The sequence below is a fragment of the Micromonospora sp. NBRC 110009 genome, from assembly GCF_030518795.1.
GTDB lineage: Bacteria > Actinomycetota > Actinomycetes > Mycobacteriales > Micromonosporaceae > Micromonospora.
On record NZ_CP130427.1, the window covers coordinates 1,716,378 to 1,730,564 of the forward strand.

Genomic DNA, 14,187 nt, shown 5'->3' on the forward strand with positions numbered 1-14,187 from the left:
GGACGCGAGGGGAGGGGCCACCCGGAGGTGGCCCCTCCCCTCGCGTCCGCCTCAGCGCACCAGCACGGGAAGCTGCTCCAGGCCCCGCAGCATCAGGCTGAACCGCCACCGCAGGTCCTCCGTGGGTACGGCCAGCCGGAGATCCGGGTAGCGGCTGAAGAGCCGGCTCAGCACGATCTCCGCCTCCATCCGGGCGAGCGGCGCGCCCAGACAGTGATGGATGCCGTGACCGAAGGCCAGGTTCGCCGACTGGGGCCGGGTGACGTCGAGTACGTCGGGCGCGTCGTACCGGTCCGGATCGCGCCCGGCCGCGCCGAGACAGATGGTGACGAACTCGCCCTCCGGGATGGTGACGTCCCCGACCCGCACCTCGGTGGTGGTGAAGCGCCAGGTGGCGTTGGTGACCGGGCCGTCGAAGCGGAGAAACTCCTCGATCGCGGCCGGCCACAGCGACGGGTCCGCGACGACGCGGGCGCGCTCCTCCGGGTGGGTCAGCAGGGCGAGGGTGCCGTTGCCGATCAGGTTGACGGTGGTCTCGTGGCCGGCGACCAGCAACAGGAACGCCATCGCCATCAGCTCGTCCTCGCTGAGCCGGTCCCCGCCGTCACTGGCCTCGACCAGCGCGCCCAGCAGGTCGTCGGCGCGGTCGCGGCGCTTCGCGGCGATCAGGTGGCGCAGGTAGTCCACCATGGCCTGGCTGGCGTCGAGGACGTCGTCCCCGCCGGTCCCGGACACCAGCAGGTTGGACCAGGTGCGGAAGTTCTGCCGGTCGGCCGGCGGCACGCCGAGCAGCCAGCAGATGACCGTGAACGGCACCGGGAACGCGAGCGCCGCCATGAGTTCCACCTCCGGGCCGGGCTCGGCGACGTCGAGCAGCTGGTCGACCAGTTCCGCCACGCGGGGGCGCAGCGCCGCCACGCGCCGGGCCGTGAACGCCCGGCCCACGAGCCCGCGCAGCCGCGTGTGATCCGGCGGGTCGCTGTCCAGCATGTGCCGGCTCAGCTCGACGGGGAACTGCCGCCGGGTGCCGGACTCCCGGAGGAACTCCGCCCGCTTGGCCTCGTCGACGAAGTTGCCGGGGATGAGCCCGTGGCCGACGCTCATGTCCTTGCTCAGCCGGGGGTCGTTGAGCAGCGTCCGCGCGTCGTCGTAGCGCACCACGAGCCAGGTGCGCAGTCCGTTCGGCGTCTCCACCGGGTGGGCGGCGGCGTCGCGTCGCAGCGCGGCCAGGATCGGGTAGGGGTCGCGGAGGAAGGCCGGGTCGAACAGCGGCCGGGTTGCCGTGGGGACGGTCATGTCGTCTCCTCGTCGGGAGGGGCGGCGCTGACGGCCGCGGACGGTCGGCGGAGGTGGGCGATCAGGGCGGTGTCGTGCTCGCCGGCGGCGAACCGCGGTTCGGCGAGCACCTGGCGCAGGACCGGCACGGTGGTGCGGATGCCGCGACCGCCGACCCGGAACTCGGCCAGCGCCCGGTCCATGCGGGCGATCGCCTGTTCGCGGTCCGGCGCCCAGACGACGACCTTCGCCAGCAGGCTGTCGTAGTCCGAGGTCACCCGCCAGCCTGGGAAGGCGTGTGTGTCGACCCGGGTGAACGGGCCCGCCGGCGGCAGGAACTCGTCGAGCAGCCCCGCCGTCGGCACGAACCCACGTTCCGGGTCTTCCGCGTTGACCCGGCACTCGAGGGAGACGCCGCGGGTCGCCAGGTCGGTCTGTCGCTGGGACAGCGGGAGACCGGCGGCGACCCGGATCTGTTCCCGGACGAGGTCCACCCCGGTCACCATCTCGGTGACGGGATGCTCCACCTGGATCCGGCAGTTGATCTCCATGAAGTAGAACCGGTCGTCGGAGACCACGAACTCGAACGTGCCGGCACCGACGTACCCGACGCCGCGGGCCCCGGCGACCGCCGCCGCCGCCATCTCGGCGCGCAGCGACTCGGAGAGGTTCGGCGCCGGGGCCTCCTCGACCAGCTTCTGGTGCCGGCGCTGCACCGAGCAGTCCCGTTCACCGAGGTGCTGGACGTTGCCGAAGCGATCGGCGACGATCTGCACCTCGACGTGCCGGGCCCGGTCGCAGTACCGCTCCAGGTAGACCCGCCCGTCGCCGAAGACGGCCTGCGCGGTGGACCGGGTGGCGCGGTACGCTCCGATGAGGTCCCGGCGTTGACGGACCACCGTCATGCCGCGACCGCCGCCCCCGGCGACGGCCTTGATGATCAACGGGTAGCCGATCCGGTCCGCCAGGTCGGCGGCGTCCGCGATCGAATCGACCGTGCCGGCGCTGCCCGGCAGCATCGGCAGTCCACAGGCGGCCATCTCGGCGCGGGCGGCGGCCTTGTCGCCGACCCGCGCCATCACCTCCGCCGGAGGCCCGATGAAGACCAGGCCGTTCTCGGCACACACCTCCGCGAAGTCCGGGTCCTCGGAGAGGAACCCGTAGCCGGGGTGTACGGCGTCGGCGCCCTTCGCCAGGGCGGCCTCCACGACCGCCGGCACCGAGAGGTAGCTGCGCCGCGGCGCCGGCGGCCCGATCTGGACCGCGTCGTCGGCGGCCCGGACGGCGGCGGAGTCCCGGTCGGCCGTCGAGTGCACCACCACGGTGCGGATGCCCATCTCCCGGCAGGTACGGACGACACGGAGCGCGATCTCGCCGCGGTTGGCGACCAGAACGGTGTCGAACACTCCGTCACCTCTCCCCGTCGACTGGGCCCAGCACGATGAGCGGCTGGTCGTACTCGACGGGCTCGGCGTCGGCGACCAGGATCTCCACCACCCGGCCGCGGCGGTCCACCTCGACCGGGTTCATCAGCTTCATCGCCTCCACGATGCCCACCTGCTGGCCCGGCTCGACGACGTCACCGACCGAGACGAACGGCGCGGCGCCCACCTCCGGCGCCCGGTAGAAGGTGCCGACCAGCGGGGAGCGCACCGCCCCGTCGAGGTGCACCGGTGGTGGCTCGGCCACGGTGCCGTTGAGGGTCGTGGCGGGAGCGGCCACACCGTTGACGACGGGCGCCGGCGGTGCCGCCCCGTTGGCGGGCAGCGCCCCGGCCGCGACGGCCGGCCACTCCATCTCGATGCTGATCGTGCCGACGGTCGCGGCCACCCGCCGCGGCGGCTGGTGCGCCTGCCGCAGCAGCCCGGCGACGGTCCGGCTGACCTCCTGGAGCATCTCGAGGTCGTCCGCCGTACGGTCGCCGGGGACCGCGGCGACCGATCCGGGCGAGTGGTCGGTGGTCATGCCGCCACCCCTTCCCGGTCGGCGCTGCCGAACCCGCGGAACCGGCGCACCCGGCGGCGCACCAGCTCGTCGGTGTCCCGGCCCAGCAGGCCGGCGAGGGCCGCGGTGACGGCGTCGTGCAGCAACTCCGAGGCAGCGACGGGATCCTGCTGGCTGCCGCCCGGTGGTTCCGGCACCACGCCGTCGATCACACCGTGGGCGAGCAGCGACCGGGCGTCGACGCCGAGAGACTCGGCCGCACGCGGTGCCGCTGCCGCGTCCCGCCACAGGATGGACGCGCACCCCTCCGGGCTGATCACCGAGTACACCGCGTTCGCGGACATCAGCACGACGTCGGCCACCGCCAGCGCGAGCGCTCCCCCGCTGCCTCCCTCGCCGGTGACCACCGCCACGACCGGCGTACGCAGGCCCCCCATGAGCCGGAGGTTCTCGGCGATGGCGACCGCCTGACCGTTCTCCTCGGCCTCGACGCCGGGGTACGCGCCGGGCGTGTCCACCAGCGTCACCACGGGGATGCCGAGCTTCTCGGCGAGTCGCATCGCCCGGGCGGCCTTGCGGAACCCGGCCGGCGAGGGCATGCCGAACTGATGCGCGACGAGCTCCCGGGTCGTGTGCCCCTTCTGGTGCCCGATCCCCATCACCGGAAGCCCGTCCAGCAGCCCGATCCCCGCCACGACCGCCCGGCAGTCTGCGCCGCTGCGGTCGCCGCGCAGCTCGCAGAAGTCGTCCAGCAGGTGTCCCAGGTGGTCGGCGCTGGTGGGCCGACCGATGTCGCGCGCCAGCTGGACGACGTCCCACGCGGCCCGCTCCGCCAGCCGTGTCACGTCCCGTTCCACCGGGTCGGGCCGGTCGTCGCCCCACCCGGCCGGCACGCCACCCGCCGCGGCGAGCAGCCGCCGCAGCGCCGGCCGCAGCTCGACCCGCGGCCGTACGTCGTCGACCAGGCCACGGGCCAGCAGGTGCTCGGCCGTCTGGAAGCCCTCCGGCAGCTCCTCCCGGATGGTCTGCTCGATGACCCGCCGGCCGGCGAACCCCATCCGTGCCCCGCGCTCGGCCAGCACCACGTCGCCGAGCGTGGCGAACGAGGCCGCCACTCCCCCGTACGTCGGATCGGTGATCACTGTGACGGTCAGCAGGCCGGCCCGGTCCAGCTGCGCGTACGCGTTGCTGGTCTTCGCCATCTGCATCAGCGACAGCGTGCCCTCCTGCATCCGGGCCCCGCCGGAGGCGGTCACGACCACCAGCGGCACCCGGTCGGCGAGCGCCGTCTCGGCGGCCGTGGTCACGGCCTCCCCCTCGGCGGCGCCGAGACTGCCGCCCATGAACCGGAAGTCCATCACCGCCAGCACGACCGGGTGGCCCTCGATCCGGCCGCGCACCACGGCGACCCCGCACGCCATCCCGGTACGCGCGACCGCCTCCGCGTGCCGCTCCCGGTAGGGCCGGTCGTCGGAGAAGTGCAGCGGGTCCTCCACCACCCGCGGCACCGGCACCGGCCGCACGCTGTCCTCGTCGAGCAGTTGGGCGATCCGCTCGGCGGCGGTGAGCCGGCTGTGCCGGCCGCACTCGGGGCACACGCCCAGCTCCCGGGTGAACCGTTTGCCGTAGGTCAGGGCGCGGCACTGCTCGCACCGCACCCACGGGGCGGTCCCCACCGGGGACCGCAGCAGTGTCGTCGTCATGTCCTCACCCGGCCTCGGGCCGCGCGGGCGCCGCGTGCCTCGCGGTCACCCGGAAGACCTCGAACGGGCGCTGCCGGGTGTGGTCGCGGAACGGCCGCAGCGGCGCGGTCTGGTCCCGGTGCCCGGCGCTGGACTCCCACGCGGCGAAGTCCGGCCACCCGGCCCAGCGGCTCACGACGGCGAAGCTGCGCGGGTCCGTGATTCCCTGGTGCAGCTCGTTGCCGAGCAACCCGGGGGTGCCCGCCATGCGGGCGCTCGACTCCTCGTACGCCGCCCGCACGGCCGCCGGGTCGTCGGTCAGGTGGTGGACGACGACCTGGACCTGGCCGATCACCGGGACGCCCCGGCACCGTCGAGGTGCGCGACCACGTGCATCGTCGTCATCGACCCGCCGCTGCGGTAGGGGTGCAGCTTCTCCCGGTGCCGCAGGTGCCGGTCGCTCGTCTCGAACTCGCGGAACTGCCGCTCGTCCACCCAGTCGCTGACGATGTAGTAGATGTCCTCCTCCTCGGCGCCGCGCGACAGCCACTGCCCGAGGTTGGCGGGGTGGCTGGTCACCGAGTCGCCGACCTCACGCCACACCCGTTCGAAGTCACCGGCCATCCCCGGCCTGATCTCCATGCGCAGCATGACCCGGAACGTGTGCCCCGGCGTGGAGCCCGCCATCTCAGATCCCCCCGTCCACGTTGATCGTCTCGCCGGTGACGTAGCTGCTCAGGTCGCTGACGAGGAAGAGCGCCACGGCGGCGACCTCCTCGACGGTGCCGAGGCGGCCCAGCGCGGTCTTGCCGGCGTACATGTCCCGCAGTCCCTGCGCCCGCTCCGGCGGCATCGCGTCCATCGCCTCGGTCTCGATGACGCCCGGCGCCAGGACGTTCACGCGGATCCCGCGGCCGCCCAGTTCCTTGGCCAGTGACCGGGTCAGGCCGATGAGCGCCGCCTTCGTCGCCGTGTAGTGCGCGCGCAGCGGGATGCCCGCGGCCGCCCCCCGCGACCCGACGTTGACGACCGACGATCCTTCGCCGAGCAGCGGCAGGGTGCGCTGCACGAGCCGGTAGACCGCCGTGAGGTTGGTGTCGAGCACCCGGTGCCACTCGTCGACGGCGAGCCGCTCGAAGGGGATGTGGCTGATCACGCCGGCGCTGTTGATCACGCCGTCGAGGTGGCCGAACCGCTGCGCGCACTCGTCGGCGAGCCGGTCCACCTCCGCCGTGACGCCGAGGTCGGCGCGGACGACGTGGTGGTCACCGCCGGTCTCCTTGAGCGCCAGGGCGAGGCTGTCGACCGCCGCCCCCTCCTGCCGGTAGCAGGTGACGACGTCGGCGCCGGCCCGGGCGGCGGCCAGGACGATACCCCGGCCGATGCCCCGGGATCCCCCCGTGACCAGGATCTTTTTGCCTTGCAACCCGAACTCCACGAGTTCCTCCTCCTTGTTGTGTCCGGTCACACGCAGCCATCGACGTGGATGTTCTGACCGGTGACGTAGCCGGCGGCCGGGCTCGCGAGGAACAGCGCCACGCTGGCGACCTCCGCGGTGCCGCCCAGCCGGCCGAGCGCGTTGAACGACGCGAACAGGGCGCGCTGGCGCGCCGCGAGCTCCGGCGGCAGCTCGTCCATCGCCTCGGTGTCGATCCGGCCCGGGGAGATCACGTTGACCCGGATCCCGGCCGGCCCCAGTTCACGGGCCAGCGAACGGGTGAACCCGACCAGCGCCGCCTTGGCCGCCGTGTAGTGGGCGCCTCCGCTCATGCCGATCGACGTCACCGTCGACCCCACATTGATCACCGACGAGCCGGCGGACAGCAGCGGCAGCGCCGCCTGCGTGACCAGGTGGGCCGACGTCAGGTTGCCGTCGACGGTGGCGTTCCACTCCGCGCGGCTCAGCTCCGCGTACGGCTTCGGGGCGAACGCGCCCACGTTGTTCACCACGACGTCGAGGCCGCCGAGCCGGGCACGGCACTCGTCGATCAGGTCCCGCACGTCCTCGTCGTGCCGCACGTCGGCCCGGACGACCCCGTGGTCACCGGACGTGGCGCCCAGCTCCGCGCGCAGGCTGTCGACGGCGGCGCCCGGCTGCCGGTAACAGCTGACGACGCTCGCGCCGGCCCGCGCCATCGTCAGCACGACCGCCCGGCCCACACCCCGGGTGCCACCGGTGACCAGGACCCGCCGGCCGTCGAGCACCGGCCGGGTGGTCCGCGCGTCCACGGTGTCGTGTGTGGCCCCGGTCATCGGACCGGCACGTCTCGCGCGTCGGTGGCCACGCGGGCGGCCGCCTCGACCCTCTCCTTGATGAGCCGCTGCTGCTCGGCGGTGTTGCGGTTGAGCCGCGCGGTCATCGCCGCGTCGTCCAGCGGGGCGTCCGGCCGCATCCGGAACTCCTGCTGCCAGCGCATCCGGACGCCGCCCTCGACCGGCTCGTAGGTCCAGCGGATGTTCATGAACTCGAAGACACCGGTCTCCACCCGGTGCGCCGAGACGGACAGGTTGTCGCGGTCGGTGGTGCGTTCGGACACCCAGCTCCACACCCGGCCCTGCTCGTCGGGGTGCAGGGTGAGGCGGAACCGGACGGTGTCGCCGCGCTCCTCGAGGATCTCCGCGGAGGCGTACTCGCTGAACAGGCGAGGCCAGGACGCGACGTCGTTGGTCACCGACCACACCAGGTCCAGCGGTGCGTCGATGACGACGGAGTTGTCGGTGCGCGCCGTCATGCCACACCCGCCTCGGTCAGCCGGGCGTTGACGTAGGCGACGGTGGACCGGGCGGTGGTCATGTGCTCGAGCGCCTCGTCCGGCATCGGCACGCCGTACTCGCGCTGCACGACGCCGGCCACCTCGAGCATCGCCAGGGAGTCGAGGCCGAGTTCCGCGACCGGGGTGTCGAGATCCGCCTCCCCGAGAGCGTCGACGGCTCCGCTGTCGCCGCAGGAGCGCAGGATGCGGGTGAGGTCGTGCACGGTGAACTGGTTCACGGAGGTCCCTTCCGGTAGTTCGGTCAGTTGCGGGTGCGGTCGCCGGCCGTCAGCACGAGCGCGGCGGTGAAGCCGCCGTGGCCGCGGGCGACCACCAGCGCCGTCGAGATCCGGCCCTCCCGCGGTTCGCTCACCAGGTCGATGTCGATGCCGGGAGCAAGCCGGCTCACGCCGGTGGTGGCGGGCAGCACGTCGTCCCTCATGGCCAGCAGCGCGGTGGCGACGTCCAGCGGCGCGCCACCGGCGTAGAGCCGTCCGGTGAGGGTCTTCGGAGCGGTGACGGGCACTCCCCGTGGCCCGAAGACCTCGACGAGAGCGGCCGCCTCGGCGGTGTCCCGGTCCGGGACCGCCACGGCGTCGGCGAACACGACGCCCACCTCGGCGGGCGGCACACCCGCGTCGGCGAGGGCGGCCCGGATGGTCCGGACCAGCGCCGGCGGCCGGGACGAGCCGGGCGGGGGGTCGAAGCCGGCCGCGTAGCCCGCGATGGTGCCGTAGGGGCGCACACCACGGCGGTGCGCGCTCTCGGCGCTCTCCACCACCAGCATGGCGCCGCCCTCGCCGGGCACGTAGCCCGCCGCGTCGCCGGCGAACGGCAGGTACGCCCGGGTGGCGTCGTCGGCCGTGGACAACTGCCCGTTGGCCATCTGCGCGACCAGGCCGTACGGGCACAGCGAGGCATCGGTCCCGCCGGTGACCACCACCCGGGAGCCGGTGGCCAGCAACCGCCGCGCCTGGCCGAGGACGTCCAGGCCGCCGGCCTGCTCGGTGCAGAGCACGCCGCACGGCCCGCGCATGCCGTGCCGGATGGACACCTGCCCGGTGGTGGCCGCGTAGAACCAGGCGATGGACTGGTAGGCGCCCACCCAGGACGGTCCCCTGGTGTAGAGCCGTTCCATCTCGTGCTGGCCGAACTCGGTGCCCCCGGAGGAACTGGCGGTCACCACGGCCATCTCGTACTCGGGCAGGGCCGCCGGGTCGACCCGCGCGTCGGCGAGCGCCGCCTCCGCCGCGGCCAGGCCGAACTGGGTCCAGCGATCGGTCTGCGGCACCAGCCGCCCGGGCACCCGTTCCTGCGCGTTGAACGCCGGCACCTCCCCGGCGATCCGCACCGGGTAGGTGGTCGGGTCGAACCGGGTGATCCGGCCCAGGCCGCTCTTGCCGGCGAGCACCGACTCCCAGTGTTCCTCGGCGCCGATGCCGGTCGGGGCGACGACACCGATGCCGGTCACCACCGCGGTGGCTGCGGTCATGCCGTCACCTCCTTCCGCGGGCGTCCGCCCGGCGCAGCACCATGGCGCTCTGGAAGCCGCCGAACCCGCTGCCGACCGTCAGCACGGCGTCCATGCGGTGCTCGCGGGCCTCGTTCGGGACGTAGTCGAGGTCGCACTCCGGGTCGGCGACCGCCAGGTTCGCGGTCGGCGGCACGACCTGGTGGTGCAGCGCCAGCGCGGACGCCGCCACCTCCAGCGAGCCGATCGCGCCGAGCGAATGGCCGACCATCGACTTGATGGAGCTGACCGGCACCTCGTACGCGCGGTGGCCGAGGGTCCGCTTGAACGCCGCCGTCTCGTGCCGGTCGTTCTGCTTCGTGCCGGAGCCGTGGGCGTTGACGTAGTCCACGGCACCGGGATCCAGCCGGGCCCGGTCCAGCGAGACGCGGATCGCCTCCGCCATCTCCCGGCCGTCCGGCTTGAGACCGGTCATGTGGTGGGCGTTGCTGCGGTTGGCGAACCCGGCCACCTCGGCGTAGATGCGCGCCCCGCGCCGACGCGCGGCCGTCTCCTCCTCCACGACGAGCACGGCCGCGCCCTCGCCGAGCACGAAACCGTCCCGGCGCCCGTCGAAGGGACGCGACGCGTGCGCCGGGTCCTCGTTGTTGGGCGACGTGGCTCTGATCGCGTCGAAGCAGGCGGAGGTGATCGGCGACAACGGCGCGTCGGTGGCGCCCGTGATCGCCACGTCCGCGACGCCCTCCTCGATGATCTGGACGGCGTGCCCGACCGCGTCCAGCCCGGAGGTGCACCCGGTCGACACGAGGGCCACCGGCCCCTCGGCGCCGACCTGCCAGGCCACCTCCGTGGCGAGCGTGCTGGGGACCATGTACCCGTACAGGTGCGGCACACCGTAGGTGTGGTCGACCAGCCAGCGCCGCCCGCCGTCGGAGAGAACCCGGTACTCGTCCTCGAGGCTCATCGTGCAGCCGACGGCGCTGCCGATGCTGACGGTGATCCGTGCGGGATCGAGGCGATCGACGTCGATGCCGCTGTCGGCGACCGCCTCCCGCGTCGACACCACCGCGAACTGGGCGGCGCGGTCCATGCGGCGGATCTCCTGCGCGCCCAGCCCGGCGGCCACCGGGTCAAAGTCGCATTCCGCCGCGATCCGCGACCGGAAGCCGGCCGGGTCGAAGAGGGTGATGGTGCGGGTGGCGGTGCGGCCCGCGGCCAGCAGGTCCCACAGCGCCTCACGACCGATGCCGCCGGGGGCGACGGCGCCGATCCCGGTGATCACGGCGCGCCGGTTCACCGCCCACCGCCGACGTCCGGGTCGGCCGCGTCCGACGCGAGCGGGGCCTCGGTGTCGATGTGGCCCAGCTCCGGACGGGGCGCCAGGGGCGACAGGTGGAACACCAGTCGTGCCCCGCTCGTGCCCACGTTGCCCAGCCGGTGCCGCACACCGATCGGGACCAGCAGCGAGTCACCCGGCTCGAGGGCGACCGGCGCGTCGTCCAGGGTGATCTCGAGCTCCCCCTCGATGACGTGCAGGAACTCCTCGGAGTAGGGGTGCTGGTGCTCGGTCACGTACTCGCCGGGGCGCAGGGTCAGCACCCCGCCGAAGCCAGAGGTGCAGCCGACCGTGCGGGGGCTGAGCGTGACCCGGATGTCGCCGCCGCGCCGGACGTTGGCGTTGACCGCGGACGCGGCGACCTTCAGCCGCGTGACCGTGGTCATCGGACGTTCCGTCGGGCGGGCGCGGCCGGCGCGGCGAACCGGGGACCCGTCTCGGGGGTCCACGTGTAGAAGGCCTCCGCCATCGCGTCCCTCGGCTCGCGCCACTGCGGGTCGTACGGCGAGATGAACCGGCCCAGCTTGGTGTTGATGTCCTGGTAGAGCGGGTGACTGCGCGCCCGGTACAGGTTCGGGGCGATGTCCTCGTCCGCCTGGACCAGATGAAAGTAGAGGTCATGGAACGCGAAGAGGGTCCGCCGCGACACACCCACCATCGCCGGCAGGTCGGTGCGGTCGGACTCGGCGAAGACGTTCGCGACCCCCTCCGCGTCGGCGACATCCATCTTCGCCACGATCAACGTCTGGTGCACGGTTCCTCCCGGCTTCGTCGGTGTGACCACCGTCGTCGCCGGGTCTCGAATCGGTCTCGAACCCGTCTCGAAGGTGGGTGGACGCGCCGGGCGCCGGCACCCATGACAGTGGCCCACCTGCCCAGGGCGGGCGGGTGGGCCACGAGAGGGGGTGGTCAGGCCGAGTGCGCGCTCAGCGGCAGGATCGAGCGGCGGAAGTGCCACGCGGCGGAGGGCGGAAGCGTGGAGCCCGGCCGGTCCTCGTCGGTCTCGGCACCGATGATGGAACGCAGGGCGAGCGCGTTCAGGCGGGGGACCACGTACCGCGGCTCCGCGGGGCAGCGGGCCGAGGGCGGCCCTCCCAGCGGGTGCGGCGACGGCACCTCCTCCAGCAGGTGCATGTCGACGAGGTTCTCGATCAGCACCTCCGCGTCCTGGATGCGGGCGCCGAGCAGCGCCGCCAGCTCCCTCGCCCCAAACCGCTGCCAGTGCTCGGTGACGATGACCCGCAACGCCCGCCGGTACGGCTCCGGCAGGCTCCGGTATCCCACGTCGACCGTGCCGATCAGGTCACTCGGGCCGGCCGTCAGGTCGAGGAGCATCGACTCGTCGCGGCACACCCGGTCCAGCAGGCGCGAGGCCGGCCAGCCGGGACGGCTCGCGAGCCGCGCCGCCACGCCCCGCACGGCCAGCGGCAGCAGGCCGCACACGCGGATCAACGCCTTGACGGCCTCGCCCTCGTCCTCGACCCGCCATTCGCCGGCGATGTTGCCCAGCATCCTCAGCGCCTCGTCCATGGTCATGGTGGGCAGCGAGATGTGGTGCGCGCCGGGCAGCCCGTCGTGCCGGTAGCGGTTGGTGGAGATGACCGCGCACCCCGAGCCACCGGGCAGGAGCGGCCGGAGCCATTCCGCGCCGACGACGTCGTCGACGACCATCAGCACCCGGCGGTCCGCGGTCCAGGTGCGGAAGGTCCGGCTGAGCTCGTCGACGCTGGTCGGCAGGTCGTCCCGGGGCAGCCCGCAGGAGCGCAGGCTCGCGGTCAGCACCTCCTCCAGCCGTATGTCACCGGACGCGGAGCCGGACATGTCCACATAGAACTGGCCGTCCGGAAACCGGGACCGGGCCTGGTGGGCGGCCTGGAGCGCGAACGTGCTCTTGCCGATGCCCGGCGGCCCGTGCACCTCGATGACGGGGAACGCCGCGCCGGTGCGGGAACTCGCGCCGAGCAACTCGGCCACCTGTTTCAGGCACACGTCACGCCCGATGAAGTCGGGGATGCCCGGTGGAAGCTGGGCCGGCACCACCGACCGGTTGACCGAGGTGGTCACGCGTGGCCGGGGTAGACCGGTGAGCTGGGGGTCGTCGGCGAGGATGGCCTGGTGCAGGCGCTGCACGGCGGCGGACGGCTCCAACCCGAGTTCGTCGACGAGCTGCCGCCGGATCCTGCGGAAGACGTCGAGAGCCTCCGGCCGCCGTCCGCACCGGTGCAGGGCGAGCATGAGCTGACCGGCGAACCCTTCGTGGGTGGGATAGTCGTGCATCGCGCCGCCGAGCTCGTCGACCACCCCGTGGTGGTGACCGAGTTGCAGCAGGGCGCTGAAGCGGCGCTCCAGCGCGGCCTTGCGCCGCTCCTCGAGCTGCGTGGTCCACACCGAGAGCCGACGCCCCAGGGTGACGTCGACGAGCGCGGGTCCGCGCCACGTGGCAAGGGCCTCGCCGAGCGTCTGCGCGGCCTTCTCCAGCTCACCACCGTCCATCTCGGCGCGCCCCTGGGTGACCAGGCGATCGAACCGGTGCACGTCGACCACCTGCAGGTCGTCGAGCCGGAGTTCGTATCCGCCGACCCGGGTCATCAGGATCGGCTCCGCGGGCTGCGTCGGAGGGGGTTCGGTGCCCAGGTCGAGCCGGCGACGCAACTGGTAGATGTAGGTCTGCATGGTGGTCAGCGCGCTCGGCGGCGGTCGGTTCTCCCAGAGCTCCTCGAAGAGCTGATCGACGCTGACCAGCATGTTGGCGTTGAGTACGAGCGCAGCGAGCACCCGCCTGAGCTTGGGGGCCGACGGAGTGACGTCGACCCCGGACCGCCGCACGACCAACGGACCGAGCAGCTTGATCTTGATCATGCACGCTCCCCCGATTCCCGCATGTCACTCGCTTGTTCCGCCGAACAACATCTCCACGGCAAGCTTTATCAATCACCGAAATCGGCGCCGCTCGCCACATTAGCCGGGCCTGGAGCGTCGCGACAAGCCCTGGAACGTTGCTCGAATACCACTCGAGAGGGCACACGGACGACCGCTTGCGAAAGCCACCGGCAAAGCCGGATGATGGCACCGGGAAAAGCGCCGGATCATGCCACTCACCTCGGGGAACATCGACCGGGCGACGGCGTCCGAGGTGCCACGGCAGGTGCTTCCCAGCCGCCGGCCCAGCGGTAATCGTGACGAACCCGCCTGGCGGGCTACCTCGCCGGGACGCCCCGGCAAATTCATTCGAATCAATTCAAGCCGCGCGACGGCGTTTGGGGACGAACCACGAAAACGGTTCGCGACCTCCGTCGCCACAAGCTGCGCCCCGATTGGTAAATCGTCCTCCCGCCAATCGGGCCGGGGTGGAAAACAATTGCCGGCCCACCCGACGGGCGAGGACCGACCGCAAAGGAAGACGGGTCGGGAATTCAATACGCCGACCGGCGGCCGTCGTTTCTCCGCTGGCTCGGCCACGCTTCCGGCAGGGGTCCGGCCGGCCGGCCACCACGCGCCCACGCTGATCAGGCCAAACATCATCATGAGCAGAGACGCGGAAATCTAACGCATCGTGTGCTGTGCGGCACTCTCGGTCAGCAGAGGCCCTACGGAATGCAACTCGCGAATGACGGCGAGGCACGAGCGCCTCATGTTCTGAGTGCGGACAGGCCCGCCCCGTGGAGTCCCACGACTTTGACCCCACCCCCCTTTATGCGGTTCCCGGTGAGCGGTTCCTCGGCCCGT

The 14,187-nt window shown here is 72.8% G+C and carries 15 protein-coding genes; all 15 read right to left on the reverse strand.

Annotation, left to right across the window (positions count from 1 at the left end):
- Nucleotides 1-51: 51 nt before the first annotated feature.
- The 15 genes from Q2K19_RS08190 to Q2K19_RS08260 all read right to left on the reverse strand — a co-directional run bounded on the left by Q2K19_RS08190 (nt 52) and on the right by Q2K19_RS08260 (nt 13,320).
- Entirely contained in the window at nt 52-1,296 is a 1,245-nt protein-coding gene (locus Q2K19_RS08190) for a cytochrome P450 family protein (RefSeq protein WP_302769081.1), read from the reverse strand.
- Nucleotides 1,293-2,681, reverse strand: a complete 1,389-nt coding sequence (locus Q2K19_RS08195) for an acetyl-CoA carboxylase biotin carboxylase subunit (RefSeq protein WP_302769084.1) — start codon at nt 2,679-2,681, stop codon at nt 1,293-1,295. The genes Q2K19_RS08190 and Q2K19_RS08195 overlap by 4 nt, the downstream gene beginning before the upstream one ends.
- Nucleotides 2,682-2,685: 4 nt before the next feature.
- Nucleotides 2,686-3,240, reverse strand: a complete 555-nt coding sequence (accB, locus tag Q2K19_RS08200) for an acetyl-CoA carboxylase biotin carboxyl carrier protein (protein ID WP_302769087.1) — start codon at nt 3,238-3,240, stop codon at nt 2,686-2,688.
- Complete coding sequence (accD, locus tag Q2K19_RS08205) at nt 3,237-4,922, reverse strand: acetyl-CoA carboxylase, carboxyltransferase subunit beta (RefSeq protein WP_302769089.1); 1,686 nt, start codon at nt 4,920-4,922, stop codon at nt 3,237-3,239. Before accD ends, accB begins: the two co-directional genes overlap by 4 nt.
- A gap of 4 nt (nt 4,923-4,926) precedes the next feature.
- Nucleotides 4,927-5,256 (reverse strand): antibiotic biosynthesis monooxygenase family protein, encoded by a 330-nt coding sequence (locus tag Q2K19_RS08210; RefSeq protein ID WP_302769091.1) that lies wholly within the window; start codon nt 5,254-5,256, stop codon nt 4,927-4,929.
- Nucleotides 5,253-5,588, reverse strand: coding sequence for an antibiotic biosynthesis monooxygenase family protein (locus tag Q2K19_RS08215; RefSeq protein ID WP_302769094.1), 336 nt, complete (start codon nt 5,586-5,588; stop codon nt 5,253-5,255). Before Q2K19_RS08215 ends, Q2K19_RS08210 begins: the two co-directional genes overlap by 4 nt.
- 1 nt (nt 5,589) lies before the next feature.
- Entirely contained in the window at nt 5,590-6,339 is a 750-nt protein-coding gene (locus Q2K19_RS08220; RefSeq protein WP_302769097.1) for an SDR family NAD(P)-dependent oxidoreductase, read from the reverse strand.
- A 26-nt stretch (nt 6,340-6,365) separates the two neighbouring features.
- Nucleotides 6,366-7,154, reverse strand: a complete 789-nt coding sequence (locus Q2K19_RS08225; RefSeq protein WP_302769099.1) for an SDR family NAD(P)-dependent oxidoreductase — start codon at nt 7,152-7,154, stop codon at nt 6,366-6,368.
- Nucleotides 7,151-7,633 (reverse strand): SRPBCC family protein, encoded by a 483-nt coding sequence (locus tag Q2K19_RS08230; protein WP_302769102.1) that lies wholly within the window; start codon nt 7,631-7,633, stop codon nt 7,151-7,153. Before Q2K19_RS08230 ends, Q2K19_RS08225 begins: the two co-directional genes overlap by 4 nt.
- Nucleotides 7,630-7,893 carry an acyl carrier protein gene (locus Q2K19_RS08235; RefSeq protein WP_302769104.1) on the reverse strand — a complete coding sequence of 88 codons (264 nt, stop codon included), beginning with the start codon at nt 7,891-7,893 and terminating at the stop codon, nt 7,630-7,632. Before Q2K19_RS08235 ends, Q2K19_RS08230 begins: the two co-directional genes overlap by 4 nt.
- Before the next feature lie 23 nt (nt 7,894-7,916).
- Entirely contained in the window at nt 7,917-9,146 is a 1,230-nt protein-coding gene (locus tag Q2K19_RS08240; protein WP_302769107.1) for a ketosynthase chain-length factor, read from the reverse strand.
- Nucleotides 9,147-9,150: 4 nt separating this feature from the next.
- Complete coding sequence (locus Q2K19_RS08245; RefSeq protein WP_302769109.1) at nt 9,151-10,422, reverse strand: beta-ketoacyl-[acyl-carrier-protein] synthase family protein; 1,272 nt, start codon at nt 10,420-10,422, stop codon at nt 9,151-9,153.
- Nucleotides 10,419-10,847 (reverse strand): cupin domain-containing protein, encoded by a 429-nt coding sequence (locus tag Q2K19_RS08250; RefSeq protein ID WP_302769111.1) that lies wholly within the window; start codon nt 10,845-10,847, stop codon nt 10,419-10,421. Before Q2K19_RS08250 ends, Q2K19_RS08245 begins: the two co-directional genes overlap by 4 nt.
- Complete coding sequence (locus Q2K19_RS08255) at nt 10,844-11,215, reverse strand: TcmI family type II polyketide cyclase (RefSeq protein WP_302769113.1); 372 nt, start codon at nt 11,213-11,215, stop codon at nt 10,844-10,846. The genes Q2K19_RS08250 and Q2K19_RS08255 overlap by 4 nt, the downstream gene beginning before the upstream one ends.
- 155 nt (nt 11,216-11,370) lie before the next feature.
- Nucleotides 11,371-13,320: an AfsR/SARP family transcriptional regulator gene (locus Q2K19_RS08260; protein ID WP_302769114.1), complete on the reverse strand. Its 1,950-nt coding sequence runs from the start codon at nt 13,318-13,320 to the stop codon at nt 11,371-11,373.
- Between the last annotated feature and the right edge of the window lie 867 nt (nt 13,321-14,187).

Excerpts from the sequence above, each read along its gene's own strand:
- Q2K19_RS08260 (WP_302769114.1), bottom strand. The coding sequence starts at position 13,320 with ATGATCAAGATCAAGCTGCTCGGTCCGTTGGTCGTGCGGCGGTCCGGG.
- Q2K19_RS08215 (WP_302769094.1), bottom strand. The coding sequence starts at position 5,588 with ATGGCGGGCTCCACGCCGGGGCACACGTTCCGGGTCATGCTGCGCATG.
- Q2K19_RS08230 (WP_302769102.1), bottom strand. The coding sequence starts at position 7,633 with ATGACGGCGCGCACCGACAACTCCGTCGTCATCGACGCACCGCTGGAC.
- accD (WP_302769089.1), bottom strand. The coding sequence starts at position 4,922 with ATGACGACGACACTGCTGCGGTCCCCGGTGGGGACCGCCCCGTGGGTG.
- Q2K19_RS08190 (WP_302769081.1), bottom strand. The coding sequence starts at position 1,296 with ATGACCGTCCCCACGGCAACCCGGCCGCTGTTCGACCCGGCCTTCCTC.
- Q2K19_RS08225 (WP_302769099.1), bottom strand. The coding sequence starts at position 7,154 with ATGACCGGGGCCACACACGACACCGTGGACGCGCGGACCACCCGGCCG.
- accB (WP_302769087.1), bottom strand. The coding sequence starts at position 3,240 with ATGACCACCGACCACTCGCCCGGATCGGTCGCCGCGGTCCCCGGCGAC.
- Q2K19_RS08240 (WP_302769107.1), bottom strand. The coding sequence starts at position 9,146 with ATGACCGCAGCCACCGCGGTGGTGACCGGCATCGGTGTCGTCGCCCCG.
- Q2K19_RS08250 (WP_302769111.1), bottom strand. The coding sequence starts at position 10,847 with ATGACCACGGTCACGCGGCTGAAGGTCGCCGCGTCCGCGGTCAACGCC.